Annotated in this window: 13 protein-coding genes; 5 read left to right on the forward strand and 8 right to left on the reverse strand. The window is 66.7% G+C overall.

Going from position 1 to position 18,099, the window contains the following annotated elements; all coding sequences use genetic code 11:
* Positions 1 to 140 precede the first annotated feature (140 nt).
* The gene (locus tag LZC94_40555; GenBank protein WXB14110.1) at positions 141 to 1,565 is read right to left on the reverse strand and encodes a glutamate synthase subunit beta; all 1,425 of its coding nucleotides are present in this window, start codon (positions 1,563 to 1,565) and stop codon (positions 141 to 143) included.
* Positions 1,558 to 6,072 (reverse strand): glutamate synthase large subunit, encoded by a 4,515-nt coding sequence (gltB, locus tag LZC94_40560; GenBank protein ID WXB14111.1) that lies wholly within the window; start codon positions 6,070 to 6,072, stop codon positions 1,558 to 1,560. The genes LZC94_40555 and gltB overlap by 8 nt, the downstream gene beginning before the upstream one ends.
* Before the next feature lie 237 nt (positions 6,073 to 6,309).
* Between gltB and glyQ the strand changes: the two genes are divergently transcribed.
* Together glyQ and LZC94_40570 are read left to right on the forward strand one after the other, a co-directional pair.
* Entirely contained in the window at positions 6,310 to 7,251 is a 942-nt protein-coding gene (glyQ, locus tag LZC94_40565) for a glycine--tRNA ligase subunit alpha (protein ID WXB14112.1), read from the forward strand.
* Entirely contained in the window at positions 7,248 to 7,613 is a 366-nt protein-coding gene (locus LZC94_40570; GenBank protein WXB14113.1) for a hypothetical protein, read from the forward strand. Before glyQ ends, LZC94_40570 begins: the two co-directional genes overlap by 4 nt.
* 49 nt (positions 7,614 to 7,662) lie before the next feature.
* Here LZC94_40570 and LZC94_40575 read toward each other — a convergent pair whose 3' ends face one another.
* On the reverse strand, positions 7,663 to 8,583 hold the full coding sequence (locus tag LZC94_40575; GenBank protein WXB14114.1) for a hypothetical protein: 921 nt from the start codon (positions 8,581 to 8,583) through the stop codon (positions 7,663 to 7,665).
* A 1-nt stretch (position 8,584) separates the two neighbouring features.
* Positions 8,585 to 9,238 (reverse strand): hypothetical protein, encoded by a 654-nt coding sequence (locus LZC94_40580; protein WXB14115.1) that lies wholly within the window; start codon positions 9,236 to 9,238, stop codon positions 8,585 to 8,587.
* A 174-nt stretch (positions 9,239 to 9,412) separates the two neighbouring features.
* Here LZC94_40580 and LZC94_40585 point away from each other — a divergent pair, with 174 nt between their 5' ends.
* Positions 9,413 to 10,906, forward strand: a complete 1,494-nt coding sequence (locus tag LZC94_40585) for a protein kinase (protein WXB14116.1) — start codon at positions 9,413 to 9,415, stop codon at positions 10,904 to 10,906.
* A gap of 488 nt (positions 10,907 to 11,394) precedes the next feature.
* Here LZC94_40585 and LZC94_40590 read toward each other — a convergent pair whose 3' ends face one another.
* Positions 11,395 to 11,703 carry a hypothetical protein gene (locus tag LZC94_40590; GenBank protein WXB14117.1) on the reverse strand — a complete coding sequence of 103 codons (309 nt, stop codon included), beginning with the start codon at positions 11,701 to 11,703 and terminating at the stop codon, positions 11,395 to 11,397.
* Positions 11,691 to 12,032: a hypothetical protein gene (locus LZC94_40595; GenBank protein ID WXB14118.1), complete on the reverse strand. Its 342-nt coding sequence runs from the start codon at positions 12,030 to 12,032 to the stop codon at positions 11,691 to 11,693. Before LZC94_40595 ends, LZC94_40590 begins: the two co-directional genes overlap by 13 nt.
* 140 nt (positions 12,033 to 12,172) lie before the next feature.
* Between LZC94_40595 and LZC94_40600 the strand changes: the two genes are divergently transcribed.
* A complete protein-coding gene (locus tag LZC94_40600) occupies positions 12,173 to 12,856 on the forward strand; it encodes a tetratricopeptide repeat protein (protein ID WXB14119.1) in 684 nt (227 codons plus the stop codon).
* 259 nt (positions 12,857 to 13,115) lie between these two features.
* The gene (locus LZC94_40605) at positions 13,116 to 14,555 is read left to right on the forward strand and encodes a thioredoxin family protein (protein ID WXB14120.1); all 1,440 of its coding nucleotides are present in this window, start codon (positions 13,116 to 13,118) and stop codon (positions 14,553 to 14,555) included.
* Here LZC94_40605 and LZC94_40610 read toward each other — a convergent pair.
* The gene (locus LZC94_40610; GenBank protein WXB14121.1) at positions 14,552 to 15,796 is read right to left on the reverse strand and encodes a hypothetical protein; all 1,245 of its coding nucleotides are present in this window, start codon (positions 15,794 to 15,796) and stop codon (positions 14,552 to 14,554) included. The two genes, LZC94_40605 and LZC94_40610, sit on opposite strands and share 4 nt — an antisense overlap.
* Complete coding sequence (locus tag LZC94_40615; GenBank protein WXB14122.1) at positions 15,796 to 18,027, reverse strand: AAA family ATPase; 2,232 nt, start codon at positions 18,025 to 18,027, stop codon at positions 15,796 to 15,798. The genes LZC94_40610 and LZC94_40615 overlap by 1 nt, the downstream gene beginning before the upstream one ends.
* Between the last annotated feature and the right edge of the window lie 72 nt (positions 18,028 to 18,099).

Genomic DNA, 18,099 nt, shown 5'->3' on the forward strand with positions numbered 1-18,099 from the left:
CCAGCGCGCGTGCTCCGCGCTGCGAGAGGGCTCTCATCAAATTTCACGCCGCCAGCGGCGCGCGGAAATCCTTACTTATTTCGGAGGAAGCAACGGTTGCACGTTGCGCCGTGCAACGCACCATCCCGGGATCGCGCAACCTAACCCGCGATGCGCGTGGATACGGCGGCGGACAGGTACCGATCGACACCGCGGGCCACGCGACGTCCATCGGCGATGGCCCACACCACCAGCGACTGACCGCGGCTCATGTCGCCGCAGGCAAACACGCCCGGGGCGTTGGTCCGCCCCTCGGAGTCGGTGGCCACATTGCCGCGCGCATCGAGCGCAAGACCGAGCGCGGTGGGGATCGTGCGCACGGGCCCCGTAAAGCCCATGGCCAACAGCGCCAAGTCGCACGGCACGGTGAACTCGGTGCCTTCCACCGCGCGCACCGAGCGATCCGGGAGGATCTCCGCACGCACCGCCTCGAGGGCCGTCACGTTGCCATTTGCGTCGCCGATGAAGCGCCGGGTGAGCACCGACCAATCGCGGGAGCCGCCCTCTTGGTGCGACGACGACGTGCGCAGCACCAAAGGCCAGGCCGGCCACGGGTTCTCGCGCGGGCGCGCATCCGGCGGGCGCGGCAAAATCTCGAGCTGCAGCACGCTGGCCGCCTTGTGCCGGTGCGACGTTCCCACGCAGTCGGAGCCCGTATCGCCCCCGCCGATGACCACCACGTGCTTGCCGGTGGCGACCAGGCCGCCTTCCACGTCGTCGCCCGCCACCCGGCGGTTTTGCAGGGTCAGAAAGTCCATCGCGAAGTGGATGCCGCGAAGCTCCCGCCCGGGGACCGGAAGATCGCGCGGGATCTGCGCGCCGCACGCGAGCACCACCGCGTCGTGCTCGGAGCGCAAATCCTGAACCGACACCGCGCCGCCGATATCGGCGTTGGTGACGAAGCGAACGCCCTCGGCCGCGAGCTGCTCGAGGCGCCGATCGAGCCCGCCCTTCTCCAACTTGAAGTCGGGGATGCCATAGCGAAGGAGCCCGCCGACGCGATCGTCCTTCTCGAACAAGGTCACCTCGTGGCCCTCGCGCGCGAGCTGCTGCGCGGCCGCGAGACCGGCGGGGCCGGAGCCCACGATGGCCACGCGCTTGCCGGTGCGAACGGCGGAGACGCGCGGGACCAGGCTGCGCTCGAACGTCTCGTCGGCGATGGTCTTCTCGATGGCCTTGATGCGCACCGCGTCGCCGTCGAGCGCCAAGACGCACGACCCTTCGCACGGCGCGGGGCAGATGCGGCCCGTCACCTCGGGGAAGTTGTTCGTCTCGAACAGGCGCGACATCGCGCGCTCGACCTCACCGCGGTACATCAAGTCGTTCCACTCGGGGATCAAATTGCCGAGCGGACAGCTGCCGTGGCAGAACGGCACGCCGCAATCCATACAGCGCGCCGCCTCCTCGCGCACCTCGCCGTCGGGGAGCGGCAGCACGAACTCGCGATAGTCCTCCACGCGCTCTTCCACCGGACGCTCTTTCGACGGCCGCCGTCCCAGTTTGAGAAACCCGGTGGGATCACCCATGGCTCACCTCGCGCAAACGCTCTTTTTCTTTTTCCAATGCCCGCCGGTACTCGACCGGAATCACCTTGACGAATCGTTCGCTGGCGGAGGACCACGTCGCGAGGAGCGCCGCCGCCTTTCGACTCTGCGTCCGCGCCGCATGCTCGAGCACCAGAGCGTGCACCTCGTCGAGATCCTCGGGCGGAACGGGCCTCTGAATCTCCACCATGGCGCCGTTCACCCGGCCTTCGAATTGACCGTCTTCATCCAGCACGTACGCGATGCCGCCGCTCATGCCGGCCGCGAAATTGCGCCCCGTCGTCCCCAGAACGACCACGCGCCCGCCCGTCATGTACTCGCAGCCGTGATCGCCCACGCCCTCGACCACCGCCTGCGCCCCGCTGTTTCGCACGGCGAAGCGCTCGCCGCCTCGGCCCGCGAAGAACGCCAGGCCGTCGATGGCGCCGTAGAGCACCGTGTTGCCGACGATGACGTTTTGATCGGCGACGAACTTGGCGCCCGCCTTGGGCCGCACCACCAAGGTCCCGCCCGAGAGCCCCTTGCCCACGTAGTCGTTGGCGTCGCCCTCGAGCACCAGCGACAGACCGCGCGCCGCGAAGGCGCCGAAGCTCTGGCCCGCCGTCCCTTCCACGTTCACGGTCAGGGTATCGGGCGGCAAGCCCTGCTCACCGTGCTTGCGCGCGATCTCGCCGGAGACCATCGCCCCCAGCGCGCGGTCCGAGTTGCGCACGGGGAGCGAGATCGCCATCTTGTCGCCGCACGCCACGCTCGCAGCCGCCTTCTCCAGGATGGTGCGATCGAGCACCTGCTCGATCTCGTGGTGCTGCGGCTCCGTACAGCGCAGCGGACCATCGCCCGCCGGGATGGTGAGCAGGCGCGAACAATCGAGGCCCCGGGCCTTGCGCGGAAGGCGCTCGGCCGGGCGCATCGCCAGGCAATCCACGCGGCCCACCATCTCGTCGATGGTGCGGAAGCCCAGGCTGGCCATGATGGCGCGCAGCTCCTCGGCCACGAAGAAGAAGTAGTTGATGACGTGCTCCGGCTCGCCCTTGAAGCGCGCGCGCAGCACCGGATCTTGGGTGGCGATGCCCACCGGGCATGTATTCAAATGGCACTTTCGCATCATGATGCAGCCCGATGCGACCAGCGGCGCGGTGGCGAAGCCAAACTCCTCCGCGCCCAGGAGCGCGGCGATGGCCACGTCCCGGCCCGTCTTGAGCTGCCCGTCGACCTGCAGGCGCACGCGCGAGCGAAGCCCATTCTCCACCAGCACCCGCTGCGTCTCGGCGATGCCGATCTCCCACGCGATGCCCGCGTGCTGAATCGACGAGAGCGGTGAGGCTCCCGTGCCGCCATCGTGGCCGCTGATGAGGATGAGGTCCGCCTTGGCCTTGGCGACGCCCGCGGCCACCGTACCGACCCCCGACTCGGCCACCAGCTTGACGCTGACCCGCGCCCGCGAGTTGACGTTCTTGAGGTCGAAGATGAGCTCCGCCAGATCCTCGATCGAATAGATATCGTGGTGCGGCGGCGGCGAAATCAAGGTGACGCCCGGGGTGGCGTGCCGCACGCGCGCGATCACCTCGTCGACCTTATGGCCCGGGAGCTGACCGCCCTCGCCCGGCTTGGCGCCTTGCGCGATCTTGATCTGCATCTCCTCGGCGGAGACCAGGTAGTGCGCGCTGGCCCCAAAGCGCGCCGACGCCACTTGTTTGATGGCGCTGCGCCGCAGATCCCCGCGCTCGTCCGGCAGATAGCGCACGGAGTCTTCGCCGCCCTCGCCGCTGTTGCTCTTGCCGCCGATGCGGTTCATCGCGATGGCGAGGTTCTCGTGCGCCTCTTTGCTGATGCTCCCGAAGGACATGGCGCCCGTGGCGAACCGGCGCACGATGAGCTGCGCCGGCTCCACCTCCTCGAGCGGCACGGGCGAGCTCCCCTTCGCGGGCGCGATGTCCCAGAGCGCGCGCAAGGTGACGGGCCCCGAGGCTTGCTCGTTGATGCGCTTGGCATAGTCGGCGTACGACTTGTCGTCGTTCAAGCGCACGGCCTTTTGCAGACTGGCGACCGTCTCCGGGTTCCACAGGTGCGGCAAGCTCCCCGCGCGCCACGCGTACGCGCCGCCCACGTCGAGATCGCCGCTCGCGTGCGGCCCGAAGCCCTCTTGGTGCCGGGCCAGGGCGTCGTCGGCGAGCACGTCGAGGCCGATGCCGCTGATGGATGACTCGGTCCCGGGGAAATACGTGGCCACCAGCTCCCGCGAGAGCCCGAGCGCCTCGAAGATCTGCGCGCCGTGGTAGCTCGAGAGCGTGCTGATCCCCATCTTGGAGAGCACCTTGAGCAGCCCCTTCTTGAGCGCCGTGACGTACGCCTTGGTGGCCGCGGCCGCGTCGCCGCTCGAATCGGCGACGACCTCCAGCGCGAGGTACGGATTGACCGCGCCGGCGCCGTAGCCCACGAGCAGCGCGATGTCCGCCACCTCGCGCGGCTCGCCCGACTCCACCACGATGCCGACCTTGGTGCGCTTGCCCGCGCGGAGGAGCCGGTGATGCACGGCCGACGTCGCGAGCAAGCTGGGAATGGGCGCGTGCTCCGCGTCGATGTCCCGATCGCTCAAGATGAGCACACTGACCCCGTCGTCCACCGCCCGCTCGGCCGCATCCGCCAGCGCGTCGAGCGCCGTGCGCAGCCGCTCCTCGCTCGGGAGGGTCGTGCCGGGCCGGGCCGAGAACCGCATCGAGAGGACGCGCGGCCGGAAGAACGGATAGGGGTTCGTCTTCAGCTTCGCCAGATCGCGGCTGGTCAGGATCGGGTGCGGGAGCTCCAGCAACCGACACTGCTCGGGCGTCTCGTCGAGGAGCGTTCCCTCCCCGCCGACACAGGTCACCAGCGACATGACCAGCTCCTCGCGGATCGGATCGATCGGCGGGTTGGTCACTTGGGCGAACTGCTGTTTGAAGTACCGGAACAGCGACACCGGACGATCGACCAAGACCGCGAGCGGCCCGTCGTTGCCCATGCTCCCCACCGGCTCCTCACCGCGGGCGGCCATGGGCCCCAGCACGATCTGCAGATCTTCGCGCGTGTACCCGAACGTTTGCAGGAGGCGTTCGCGCTCGGCGCGTTCCAGCGTGTAAATCTGGGGAACGTCGGGGAGGCGCGATAGATCGATCTTGTTGTCGGCCAGCCACGCGCCGTACGGCTGCCGCGCGGCCACCGTGCGTTTGACCTCCGCGTCCTCTACGATGCGCCCGGGCTCGTAGCGGGTGCCACAGTCGAGCAGGAGCATCTTGCCGGGCATCACCCGGCCCTTGTGGAGGATCTCCTCCTCGGGCACGTCGAGCACGCCGAACTCGCTGGCGGCGAGGACGCGGCCGCCCGCCTGAACGATGTACTTCAGCGGACGCAGCCCGTTGCGATCGAGGGTCGCGCCCACGTAGCGCCCGTCGGTAAAGAGGAGGGCCGCCGGGCCATCCCACGGTTCGACGAGGGACGCGTGGTACTCGTAAAAGGCGCGGAGCTCCTCGGGCATGTGCGACTGGGTCGACCATGCTTCGGGGACCAGCATCATCATGACGTGCGGAATCGACCGACCGCCCGCGAGCAAAAAGTCCACGACGTTATCGAGCGACGCAGAATCGCTACCATCTGGACGAATGATTGCCTTGATGTCGCTGATAGCATCTCCGAAGAGATGTGCCGTCAGGACCTGCTCGCGCGCCGACATCCAGGCGCGATTTCCCCGCAAGGTATTGATTTCACCGTTGTGGGCGATGCGGCGGAAGGGGTGCGCGCGGTCCCACGTGGGGAGCGTGTTGGTGCTGAAACGCGAGTGGACGATGGCGAATTGGCTCTTGGTCAGCGGATCGGAGAGATCGGGATAAAACGCTCCGAGCGCTTCGGGGAGCATGAGCCCCTTGTAGACGATGGTCGTCGACGAAAAGCTGGCGACATAAAAGTCATCGCCCTCGCCCGCGGCGCTGTTCGCTCGGCCGGCGCGCTTGCGCACCAAAAAGAGCATGCGCTCGAAATCCGCCATCGCGCTCGGAGCATCTTCGTTCTCGACGAGGATGGCGTGGGAAGACCTGATGACTTCGGCCTGCGCCGACGCACGACCGACGAAGAGCTGCCGAATCACCGGCTGGCACGAACGCCCCAGCGGGCCCAGGGCCGCGTCGTCGATGGGAACGTCGCGCCACCCGAGCACTTGGAGCCCGTAGTGCCGGACCGCGATCGCGAGCCGCTCCTCCTGGCGCGCACGCCGCGCGTCGTTCCTCGAGAGGAACAACATCGCCACGGCATACTTGCCTGGATCGGGCAATTCGAACGCGCATTTGGCGCGAAAGAACGCGTGCGGGAGTTGCAGCAACATCCCGGCACCATCGCCCGTTTTTGGATCTCGCCCCGTGGCGCCTCGATGCGTGAGACGTCGGACGATCTCGATGCCATCTTCAACGACGCCGTGTTGGGCGCCGCGCTCCAGCTCTACGACGAACCCTAGACCGCACATTTTTCTTCTTGAAGCGTACCGTGGGGTAACGCGACGCGCCACCTGTTTCCACTGCGTTGCATCCACATAAATCAGCCAATTTTTTGCGCATCTCAGCCGCGAAAGTAAGATAATAACGCACCGCAGCACGCACGGATAATTTGGGACGGCATCCCGGGCGCTGGTCTATGTATCTTTGCGCGCCTTTTGCCGGGGGCGGGTGGCTTGCCGCGCCCAACTTGTAACCCGAGGAAACCCGTGTACTTTCAGGAACTCATCCTAGGACTTCAGGACTTTTGGACCAAGCGGGGCTGCGTACTTGTTCAGCCCTACAACTCCGAGGTCGGCGCCGGAACGTTCAATCCGTCCACCTTCCTTCGGGCCCTGGGTCCGGAGCCTTGGAATGTCGCTTTCGTCGAACCGTCCAGAAGGCCGGGCGATGGCCGCTATGGCGACAATCCCAATCGGCTGCAGCAGTTCCACCAATTCCAAGTGATCCTCAAGCCGTCGCCCATCGACATTCAGGATCGATACCTCGCCTCTCTGCGCGCGCTCGGAACGAAGCCCGAGGAGCACGACGTGCGCTTCTTGGAAGATGATTGGGAGTCGCCCACCCTCGGCGCGTGGGGTCTCGGCTGGCAAGTGTGGCTCGATGGACAAGAGATCAGCCAATTCACGTACTTCCAGCAAATCGGCGGCATCGATTGCCATCCGGTGTCGGGGGAGCTCACCTACGGCATCGAGCGCATCATCATGTACCTACAAGATGTGGACAACATCTACGACGCGGCCTGGGCCCCCGGTATCAGCTACGGCGAGATGGCCAAGCGCGCGGAGTGGGAGTGGAGCACCTACAACTTCGAGCAGGCCGATACGAAAGCCCACTTCGCGACCTTCGATCACGCCGAGGGGGAGTGCAAACGGCTGCTCGCGCTGTCCGAAGATCCGTTGAAGAAGCTGGTGCTCCCCGCCTACGACTTCGTCTGCAAGGCGGCGCATCAATTCAACGTGCTCGATGCGCGCGGGGCCATCGGGGTCACCGAGCGCGCGCGCTACATCGGGCGGGTGCGCGGGATCGCCAAGGCGGTGGCGGAGGCCTATCTGGCGCAGCGGGAGGCGCTCGGGTTTCCGCTGCTGACGACCACGAAGCCGCCGCCGGCCGAGGCGAAGGTCGAGGAGCAGGCCGGGGCCGCGCGATGAATCGGGCGCGCGTGCTCGCCTTCGCAGGCGCTTGGATCGCGAGTGTCACGCTCGCAAGTGCCGCGCTGGCGGGTGCGGGCCTGGGGTGCGGGGGCTCGCACGGCGCGCAAACGTCGCAGTTTCCACCGCGCGAAGAGGGGTGTGCGGTGGAGTTGCTCCAGGATGCGCCGGCGCGCCCCACCGTGAACATCGGGCGGGTGAGCGCCAGCTGCGACGAGACGGTCGCCGAGGCGGATTGCTTGCGCACCTTGAAGGATCAAGCGTGCAAGCTGGGGGGCGATATCGTGTGGGAGGTGCCCACCGAGCCGATTCGCAAGAATGGGCGCCAGCTGTGGAGCGGGCGCGCGGTGCATACGAAGTAGTGGGGCCCGGCGCGGAGATGCCATCGTCCACCCGGGGCGGGTGCGTTCGTCAGCGGAGAACTCGGAGAACGCGAAGAGCCGGCGCGATGCGGTGCACCTCCGCTTCGAAGGCGTCTTCGGACGTGCCCCAGATGGTGCGCGGGGCTTTCGAGACCTCGGGAACGGCGGCGAGGCGCGGGAGCACGAGGACGTCGCGTGGATCCAGGCGAAGTGGAAAGTGATCCGAACGGGGCTCGTCTTCGGCGCCGCCGTTCTGGGCGATGCGTTTCAGGGTCTCGTGCCGCACGAACCGCTCGCGCAGCTCGGCGAAGGGGGGCTCCTTCGTGCGTTCGCCATCGCCCAGGTGCACGACCAGCCCGATGCGCTTGCTCGATGCACCCGCGCGGCGAAGGGCTTCGGCGGCCTTCGACGCGGCGGCCTCGGTCTCCGCGCGAAACCATCGTGCGTACCCAAAGGGCCACGCCAGAAAGCGTGCGCGCTCGCGATCGGCGTTCGTTGCAAAGCGCGTGAAGCCGGGCGGGCAGGGCGCCGAGGGCATCACCGGCTCGACGCAGAGGCCATCGGTCGCGCAGAAGCGGCCCGCCGAGGCGGTGAACGCCGTCAGCACGGAGGCGGGGGCCTCGGAGAGCCAATGTTCGAGCGCGTCATCGGGTTCTCCCTCGTCGAAGTCTTCGAAGAGAGGATTGGCGCGCCGTTCCCAGCGCGCGTTCGCTTCCTCCACCAGGCCTTCGAGCCGCGTACGCTGGTCCTCGGAGAGCGACAGCGCCACGGCGGCGAACAGGGTCTCGTCGAACGATAGGTCCGCGCTCGGCCGCGCGCCCCAACCTCCGCACAGCGCGACCTGGCGCTCCTCCGGCGGCGCCGCGAGCCCCCATGGGATCCCGCGCGAGGACGTTGCCATCACGCCCATCGCGGCGATGGCGACCACGGCGCCCGAGCCGAGCACGAATCGTTTCCCGAGACGTTTCACCTCATCGACGTCGGCGAGCCACCAACGTCAAGGCATCGTCGCTGGACGAGATCGTCAAATCATCGCCTGCGAGCACGATTTGCACCGAGTCCTCCCCGCGGCGCTTGGAGTTCGGTTTGGAGGTGGCGGTCGCGTTCACGCCGTTCACCTTCGCCGTCCACTCTTCGCCCTCGCCCGACACCTTCCACTCGCCGTCCCAGTTGGGCGCTGTGAGCGCGCGCACGCCCGTGAACGTCTTCGTCACGGCCTTCGCGGGCGGCGAGCTGCCGCAGCCGCTGCCCGAGAGCTCGGTGATGTTCGTGCGCGAGCCGGTCACACCATTTCCGCTCACCGTGCCCGAGAACTCGGTGCGGTATTTGGTTGCCGTGCAGTTGGCGAGCCCCTCGTACGGACCGCCCTCGCGCCGGTCGGCCATGAAGCCGGTGAGCACGCCGCCCGAGATGGTCATCTGGGCCGGCCCGCCGCGCACGTTGCTCGTAATGTCCCACACACCGTCGAGCGCGCCCGGGCTCCCCGGCGAGGGGTTCGAATCCGAAGAGCTGCACCCGATGTCTCCGACAAGGAGGAGAGGGAGACAGAGAAGAGCAAGGAGCGCGCGAGAAGAAAAAGGAGCAATGGAAGAACCCAAAGAAAGAAACTGTCGTCGCATTCTCATGACCTCGGTCCCAGGTTTATTTTCAGTGCCGCGAGCTTCTATCGTTGCGTACGCTCGCGCACGCGGGGCAATTGCGGCCTCGTACGGCCTCTTGGGTACGATATCTCGGCTCGATGAATTCCCCCATGCTCATCGCTTCGCGCGACATCGTCGGGTAAATGGAGGAGTGACGCCATGACCATGTCGTTTCCACGCCAGCGGATCCCCGAGCGGGTGCTGTCGCGCATCGATACACTCGTTCAGCAGAAATACCGGATCACACGGCTGCTCGGCATCGGGGGCACGGCCGCCGTCTACGCGGCCACGCACCGCAATGGGCACCAGGTTGCCATCAAGTTTCTCCTGGAGCACCTGCTCCACGATCCCGATATGTACCAACTCTTTCGGCGCGAAGCCTATGTGGCCAATCGTGTGGGGCATCCGGGTGCGGTCCCCGTGCTCGACGACGACGTCGACGAATCCGGCAGCGCATTCTTGATCATGCCGCTGCTCGAGGGCGAGAACTTGCGCGCGCGCTGGGAGCGCGCCAACAAGCGCATGGCCTGGAGTGAAGCGGGGGTTCTCGTCGCGGACGCGCTCGATGTTCTTGCCAGCGCGCACGCCAAAGGCATCGTGCACCGTGACATCAAACCCGAGAACCTCTTCGTCACACGCTCGGGCGATGTGCGCGTCATGGACTTCGGCATCGCCCGCCGGGGTGATGGGAACGCAACGTTCACACTGACGGGGCGCATCGTCGGTACACCCGCGTTCATGCCGCCGGAGCAGGCGCTCGGCGACAAGACGAACCTCGGTCCGCACAGCGATTGCTGGGCGATGGGCGCCACGCTCTTTACGCTGCTATCGGGCGAGCACGTTCATCGTGCGACCAGCTCCGGGGCGCAGCTCGTTGCCCACGCAACGAAGCCCGCGCGCCCGCTCGGCGCCCTCGTCCCCGATGTACCTGCGGGCTTGGCCCGCGTGGTGGATCGGTCGCTCGCGTTCGACCCCGCCGCGCGATGGCGCTCGGCGCACGAGATGCGCGACGCGCTGCTCGCGGCGCTGGAAGAGGCGTGGGGTGAGAACGCGACGACCGCCGCGACCCGCGTGCGCGAGGCGATCGCCGCCGAGCTCTCACGCAGTGCGGCGGATGAATTGCACGAGAGCGCGACGCAAGCGCCAAGGCTGGCGCGGTCCGCGGAGCCGATGGATAGCGAGCTTCGCGCCCAAGGCCAGATTTTCCATTGCGGGAACGGCTTCGCCGCCGCCCGGCTCGGCGGGTTGCACATCTCGCTTTGGCAGCACGGCCTCTGGGACCCCGACGTGCATCCCCACATCGGCCTTTCGGAGATGGTCCTCCACAATCCAAACGAGGTCGCGCATATCTGCATCCTTGGCGCCGAGATCCGGCCAACGGACATTCCGCTGCGACGTGTCACCGCCTCGTTCGAGCAGCACGGGGAGCGCTTGAAGTGCTCGGCGGTCGTCTTCGAAGGCGACGAAAAGGAGTCCACCGTCACCCGAGGCTTTCTCGCCGGCATGTCGCTCGTGCTCTCCCACAAGCTCCCCATCGAGGGCTTTTCGAGCGTGCCCGCCGGGCTCGAATGGATGTCGGGCCATCTGCCCATCGACTCGCTCGCAACCGTGGAGCGCTTCATCGAAAATCTTCGAAAGAAGCTGCTGCCCTAAGCGCCAAGAGCACACGTCACACGGCGCGCCTCGACGGCATGTAAACAGTCGCACACTTCCCGACCGATTGCCGCCTATCGGCCTTCAGCGAGCACCGTCCACAGCACCCGGCGCACCTCGAACCTCTACGGCAGGCGCACACAAACGCCACGAGGCACTTCTCGAACAACCGCGCCGAGTCGGCATTTCACCGACCGCCGTCCACACGGCACACGGCGCACCTCGAACCTCTACGGCAGGCGCACACAAACGCTACGCGGCACTTGCTACGAGGCACTTCTCGAACGACTGCGCCGAATCGGCATTTCACCGACCGCCGTTCACTAACAGCACCCGGCGCGCCTCGAACCTCTACAGCAGGCGCACACAAACGCTACGCGGCACTTCTCGAACGACTGCGCCGAATCGGCATTCAGCGACCGCCGTCCACACGGCACACGGCACACGGCGCACCTCGAACCTCTACGGCAGGCGCACGCGCGCGCTCTCTACTCCAAGCACTTCTCGAGCGACTGCGGCGAGTCGGCCTTCATCGCACAATTGAATTCCTTCTCCGTCACCTCCGACACGCAGCTTCGGAAGTTTTCGTCGCCGCGGGCTTCGTCGCGTTCGCGCTGTTGTTCGCTCTTGAGTTGCTCGACGGAGGCGTCGGCGTAGCGCTCGCGAACGACCAAAGTGGCGTAGCGGTCGATCAGCTGGTTGCACTGGTCGGCGTCGACCTTCTTTTTGCACCCTGCGACCGAAACCGAGAACCCCAGTGGGAGAAGGACCAGAACCCCGCGAATCAGCGCACGCACTGGTTGATCTCGTCCGTCGTCTTGGCTGTGCGAACGCAGTCCATCATCTTTTGGGTGACCCGCCGCCCAAGGCACTCTCCGCGCAGCTCGTCTTTCATTTCGCGACGGACTTCTTCCTGTTTCTTCTGAATGGCCGCCGGATCGGGGTTGTTCATGGCCTTCATCTGCAACTCGACGTTGCGGTCGATGATGAGCTGGCAATCGGCCTCCGTCGCCTCACGCGTGCACGATGCAAGAAACGCAAGCGAGATGAGCGACAGCACCACCACCCATGCGGGGCCAAAGGCGCGGCGCGCTTCACGAAGTGCCGGTAGGAAAGGGGTGCGCATCGTAAGCTGTTCCTTCCATACCTTCCTTCCGCCGTCTTTTGGCCGAAAGAAAGCTTGAATGCTACAAATAGATCGTGTCCCAAGACAGCGTGCCCCCGGCTGAGGGTGCCACCACCCCCGAGGATTTTCTTCGAAGGGCGATGACTGCACGCTCGCCCGCCGGACGTGCCCGCTATGCAAAGCGCGGATTGGCCACCGCCGCGCCGCTCGATCGCACCACCCACGCGATGCTCTTGCGGCAGCTCTATCTCTCGCACTTCGAGACCCGACGCTTTCGCAAGGCCCACGAGATCGCGCTTCAGGCCATCGAGCTCAATGTCCTCAGCGATGTGCTGTACCAAGACGCGGCCCGCGCCTCCCTCGCCATCGGCGATCTGGAGCGCGCCATCATGCACCTTCGCGCCGCCACCCGCCGCGGCCCTCCCTCGCGTCGCCCGTTCCATCTCTGGACCCTCGGCAGCATTCTCTTCCTGGCGCAACGTTACGATGAGGCTATCGCCGCGCTCACCCGCGCCACCCGATGGGGCACTCGGGAGAAGCCGCTCTACCGCGCCCACCTTGCGCTGGCCCGCATCGCCAACGGTGAGCACGTGGTCGACGTGGTCGATACCATGGTCGAGCTCGCCCGTGCGCCGTGCGGTCAAGGCTACGGTCGCTTCGTTCTTGGTCACCTGGCCTATGCGGCCGGGGAGTGGGTCACCGCGCGCCGGTACCTCGAGGCCTTCGTCAAGCGCACGGAGACCGGGGGCGTTGCGCGCTGCATCGCGCTCGAACCGGAAATCCGTATGGCCCGCGCCACCATCGGGAAGATGAGCGCGAATTAGCGATCCCCTTGCCGTGTTGCACGAAGGTCCCACCGCTCGCGGCGGCCGACTTGGTTAGAATGACGGTGGGATGCAGAGGATCCGGCCATCGTTGACTCAGGGTGGTGCTTCGTTTCCGTTTTTCTCCAGCCGAGCGCAACACTGTTTATGAATCATTTCCAATAGTTGCCAAAGCGGACCCAGCACTGAGCCCCAAGATCCTGCGAAACTTCATTCGGGTGCGCGCGTTGCTAAGTATGGATTGCAAGGGAACTGCAAAATGAATCAAGCCACCTTGGTCACGCCGCGCACGACGAACAAGCGGCTCTGGATGCTGTTGGGGGTTGGTTTCGCCGGGGCGCTGCTTCTGGCGCTGGTTGGTCGGTCCTTATGGCCGCTTCTGCAGGAGCTCTCGCACGACTCGAACGCGTACGGAAAGTTGGCGCAGCAGAACCCCGCGCTGGCCGTGGCGGTGTCGTTTGGCGTGGGGCTGGTGAGCAGCTTGACGCCGTGCGTGTTTCCGATGGTGCCCATCACGGTGTCCATCTTCGGCGCCACCGATACGCAATCGCGATGGCGCGGCGCCGCGCTCTCGGCGACGTTCGTGCTGGGCATCGCCACCTTGTTCGTGCCGCTGGGCATCGCGGCGGCCCTCACCGGATCGCTCATGGGTGCCGCGCTCGCGAACCCGTGGGTCGTGTCGGGCATCGCCATCCTCTTCGTGGCGCTCGCCGCATCCATGTTCGGCGCGTTCGAAATCGCGCTGCCGTCGAGCCTCACCAACCGCCTCTCGAGCGTGGGCGGCGTGGGCTTCAAGGGCGCCTTCATCGTCGGCTTGGCGATGGGGCTCATCGCGGCGCCGTGCACGGGTCCCTTCGTGACCGGCATGCTCGTCTCGATCGCGCAGACCAAGGACATCCTCGTCGGCGGCTTCTCGATGTTCTCCTTCGCCCTGGGGCTGGGGATGCTCTTCTTCATCGCGGGCACCTTCGCGGTGAACCTCCCCAAGGCCGGCGCGTGGATGCTCGGCATCAAGTGGGGAAGCGGCGTGGTCTTGGCCTACATGGCCTTCGCCTACCTGCGTGACTCGTTCGGCACCGTTCGCGGCTTGGTTCGTCCGGACACGCTCTATGGCATCGTGGGCGCCGTGGTCCTGCTCATCGGCCTGGTGCTCGGCTCCATCCACATCGCCGCCGAGCGCCGCAAGTCGCCCATCGCGCACCTGTCCAAGCCGATGAAGCTCGCCTCCATCGTGCCGTCGGTGGTGGGCGCGTTCATGTTCATCAGCTGGATGCAGGTCTTCCAAAATGGCCTGGAGCGCGAGGCCGCCGCCCGCGAGGCCATCGCCGCGAACAAAGACCTGGCCTCGGCGCCCCCCATCTCGTGGCAGAGCGGCGAAGAGGCCGCGCGCGCCCAGGCGACCACCGCCAACAAGCCCGTCATCGTCGACTTCGGCGCCACCTGGTGCAAAGCCTGCTCGGAGCTCGACGAATCCACCTGGCCCGATCCGCGCGTCCGCGCCGCCGCCGCAAGCTTCGTCGCCATCCGCGTCGACGCCACCGACGACGACGATCCGGAGGTGCAGCGCCTTCGGAAGAAGTACGGGGTCATCGGGCTGCCCACGGTCGTCGTCATCAACGGCCACGGCGAAGAGATGAAGCGCTTCAACGAGTACGTCACGCCGGAGAAGATGGCGGAGGCGATCAAGAGCGTGAACTAAGGGCCGGCGAGGTGGGGTGCGGTGACGGCCCCATCGCCCGCACCCGCGCTTTCGCCCGCGCCAACGAGGAGCGTCGTGATCCGCACGACGTCGTCCACGCCGGAGAAGACCCAAACATCGTCGCCGCCGCCCTCCGGGGATCGGGCGGCGACGTCCTTTTGTAACTGCGCATAGGCATGCTCGGCCAGCTCGGGGCGTGACTCCTGCTCCGCGATGCCCCAGACGATGAGGGGGCGCGGATCCATGCGCTTGATGGTGGCGCGGTAGACGCGAAGCTGGGCGATGGAGTCTTTGACGTCTTGCTTGCCGCTCTTGGCCTCGAGCACGACGCCGCCAAAGCCGCGCCGCGGTTGGTCGAAGACGAGCCAACCATCGATGCGCTCCGGGCACCCCACGTCGTGACGCGCCATGGCCTCGCGCAGTCCGCCGTCGAAGGGCTCCGAGGCCAACACCGCGTCACGCCGCAGCCGATGCTCGTGACGGAAACGGCACCCCGGGACGTAAACGGTGTTCCCCTCGAGCTTGCGGTCGACCCAGCGAATATGCTCGGGCTGCGGGCAAACGGTGCGCAACATGCGGGTCATGCACGCGAGCTGAAAGAGGGCGGCGTGGCCGGGCGGCAGCGGGAGCCGATCCAGCTCTTCGCGCTCGATGAAGCAGCGGATCGTCTCCGCGACGACGCTCTGAAAGAGCGACCACCGCGATCGCCGCGCGATCTGCGCGAGCCGGCGTAGTGAGGCCGCGTTCTCCGTGGTGCGCTTCGTGACCTCCCACGGGAGCGTCTCGTGCGCACCTTCCGGAACGCCCACGCTCCGGACGTACGCCCGCCACTTCCAGGCAATCCAAGTCATCCAGCGCTCGAGGCACGCGCGCTCGTCGGCGGACAACCCGGTTTGCGTGCTGCGAACGCGGTAAACGGGCGCGGGCGCGGTCATGCTGAGCGCCACGGAGGTGATCCAGTCGACCTCACCCTCCGGTGTGTGGGTCACCCGCCACGCGGAGTGGAAGGTGCCGAGGAGGCGGGTCGCCTCGCGATGGACGAGCGGCCAATGACGTGCGAGCGGCCCTTCGAGGTGGGGGTAGCGCTTCCCCTCGAACATCCACCACGACGCAATCCGTTGCGGCGTCTCGCTCGGAGCGAGGTGCGGGGCGATGTCTCCCGCGGTGTGTCGTTTGCCGACGCGACCGAGGAGGTACGCGCGAATCTCGGCCTCGTACTCGCGGGTGCGCGAAAGCTCCATCAGACCAAATCTTCGGACTCGCGCAGCTCGGTGAGCACCGCCTCGAAGCCTTTGAGCCGCGCGCCGGAGCGAAGGCACGTGATGAGCACGACGCGGGCCTGTTCGGCGAGCTCGCGCTCTCGAAACTCGACGGACAGCACGAGCCGCCCGTGCATCCACTCGCGAAGAGGCCGGAAATAGCCGCAGCCGAAGGGCAGTCGGTCCCCGCGCCCTCGCTCGGAGTCCACGAGCTTCCCGTGCTTCCCGCACTTCTCGAAGAAGCGCTCGATCGCCTCCACCACGATGGCCCGCCGCTCGACGGACTCCGGGGTCGCGCCCATGTCCAAGTACGCACGCAGCTCGTCGGCGGTGGCGCCGGGGAGCTCGAAGCGAAGGAACCTCCGCGCGAGCCCCTCGCTGATGGGGAAGACGACGTCGTCGAGGGTGGCGTCGTTCACGGTGGCGATGACGCGAAAGCGCGGATGACGCTGGATGGTGCGCATGCGCGGAATGCCCGCGGGGTGCACGACGGCCACGCTGCCGCTGAGCAGCGGGTAGAGCTCCCCGATGCAGCGATCGAGATCGGCGCGGTTCATTTCGTCGAGCACGATGCAGCCGCGGCGCAGCGACCATGCCTCGCCCGGCCCTGGCTCGGGCTCGAGAAAGATCCCGGAGTGCGTTTTGAACTGGCTCGCGCCGTCGGGGAGGATGCCGCCGATCGTATGAAAGGGCGACCACGACGAGTTGCCCACGGTGGTGACCGGCGCCTCCGACATCGGGATCTCGGAAGGCACCGTCTCCAGATCGCGATCCCACGCGTGGCCCACGAACTGCGCCAAGGTCGTCTTTCCGGTCCCCGGCGGGCCCGCGAGCAAGACGTGAAAGTCGGCGCGCAAGTAGCCCAAAGCATCCGTCGCGATGGCTTGCAGGGACGCCGGAAGCGAGAGCCGTGGCTCCTCGGCCCGCGGTGGCTCCGCGGGCACCTCGACGATGGAGACCGACGCAATGACCGTAGCCGGACGATTCGTTTCGTCACTTGCGCGCGCGCGCGCACGCGCCGAGGTCGCGTCGAGCCGCTCTTGGTGCGCGTCGTGGTAGATCTTTGCGTCGTCCATCAAGAGCGTGAAAATGATGGCCGCGTCGATGGGCGCCATGGCGGCGACGTCCTCGCGAAGGCTCTCGAGCATGTGCTGCTCGATGCGCGCGTCCACGCTCGACCCGTCGACGGGGGCGCCACGACGCCCGGAGGCCTCCATCCGCAGCGGTGATTCGTCGTCCTCGATGGGAACCAGCTTCGTCAACTCGAGGGCGAAGCGCTCCACCAGCTCGGGGTGCCACTTCAAGAACGCGCGCGCCGACTCGCTGCGATGGCTCTCCGCGTCGCGCGGCAAGGAGAGGAAGTATGCCGTCTCTCGTACCGTGGTGTGATGCGAGCAGTCGCGGGTCTCGTTGCCATTTCGGCCGAGGACGACGAACCCCGTGTCGCCGGGGGTCTCGCCGGAGGCCCATCGTTTCGCGTACGCGAGCAGCTTTTCGAAGGGGTTGTTCTGGAGGATGGGCGCAAAGCTCTGGCTGCCCGCGCCTTGGTAGGCGTTCGTCGACGCGAACGTGGCGTAATAGCCGTAGACGAACTGCTGGCGCGCGGGCAACGCGTCGATGCTCGCGAGCCCGAAGTACGGAAACCAGACGATGCGCTTCGAGAACGCCGGCTCGTTGCTCGACGGGTCCTTCGCCCACGACATGCGCTCGATGAAATCGGAGAGATCCTCCACATCGCTCGCCCGCTCGAGCAACCGCTCGCCCCCTTGGCCTCCCCATCGGGTGCGCAGCTCTCGGTACGAGTCGAGGAGCGGGAGCGAGCGTGAGACGGTGAGCATCCGCTCGCACAACGAGCGCCATTGCTCGGCTTGCTGCTCGGTGCGCATGGGCTCCCCGAAGTCCCCGCGACCGCGCGCCACATCGAAATGGCGAAACGTCTCGAACGCGAGCTCGCGCAACGCCATCGCAGGTGCAAACGCGTTGTGGAAATACCGTGAAAAGTACGACGTGAGCAGCCGGCGTTCGGGCAACCGCCAGTAATCGCGGCGAGGGTCGAAGTCGTAGGCGTTCGCCAGAGCCATCTTCAGACCGGCGCGAATCCTCCGAAAGACGAGGAAGTTATGGCGCAAGCGCGCGCGAATCGGTTCGTTGGCTTCATAGAGCTCGAGGAGCTCCGGAGGCGAAAGGCGAAGCCCGACGGAGGCGGTTTCCATGGCGGCTGCACCTCAGTATGCGCCCGCACGTGCGCCATCGCGACCTATCGCTTCGATGTCATTTCGCCATAG

The organism is Sorangiineae bacterium MSr11954 (assembly GCA_037157815.1).
Taxonomy (GTDB): domain Bacteria; phylum Myxococcota_A; class Polyangia; order Polyangiales; family Polyangiaceae; genus Pendulispora; species Pendulispora albinea.